The sequence below is a fragment of the Mesorhizobium sp. M7A.F.Ca.CA.002.05.1.1 genome (genome assembly GCF_003998335.1).
Lineage (GTDB): Bacteria > Pseudomonadota > Alphaproteobacteria > Rhizobiales > Rhizobiaceae > Mesorhizobium.
The window spans coordinates 1-486 of the sequence record NZ_RZQI01001628.1; the positions used below are offsets into that span (position 1 = coordinate 1).

The window sequence follows — 486 nt, forward strand, 5'->3', positions numbered from 1 at the left end:
GTGTAGGGGAACTGGTCGGCACTCGGCAGCATCGGGCGAATGGCGCGCCAGGCAAGCTTGCCGTGGCCGATTTCGCGGCGACCCGGCGAACCCATGCGGCCGGTCTCGCCGACCGAGTAGGGAGGGAAGTTGTAGTGAAGGAGGAACTTCTCCTTGTACATGCCGGTCAGGGAATCGACATACTGCTCGTCCTCGCCGGTGCCGAGCGTTGCAACGACCAGCGCCTGGGTCTCGCCGCGGGTGAACAGCGCCGAACCGTGGGTGCGTGGCAGGACGCCGACTTCAGAGACGATCTTGCGGACTGTCTTCAGGTCACGGCCATCGATGCGCGAGCCGGTGTCGAGAATGTTCCAGCGCACGACCTTGGCCTGGAGTTCCTTGAAAACCGAACCGATCTGCTCGGAGGTGTACTTGGCATCTTCGCCTTCGACCGGGGCGAACGCTGCCTTGACCTTCGCCTTGACGGCGTCGACGGCGGCGTAGAGC

Annotated in this window: 1 pseudogene; it reads right to left on the reverse strand. The window is 64.2% G+C overall.

The features are described from left to right. Positions 1-486 (reverse strand): annotated as a pseudogene (locus EN939_RS37440) (polyribonucleotide nucleotidyltransferase); the annotation flags it as partial.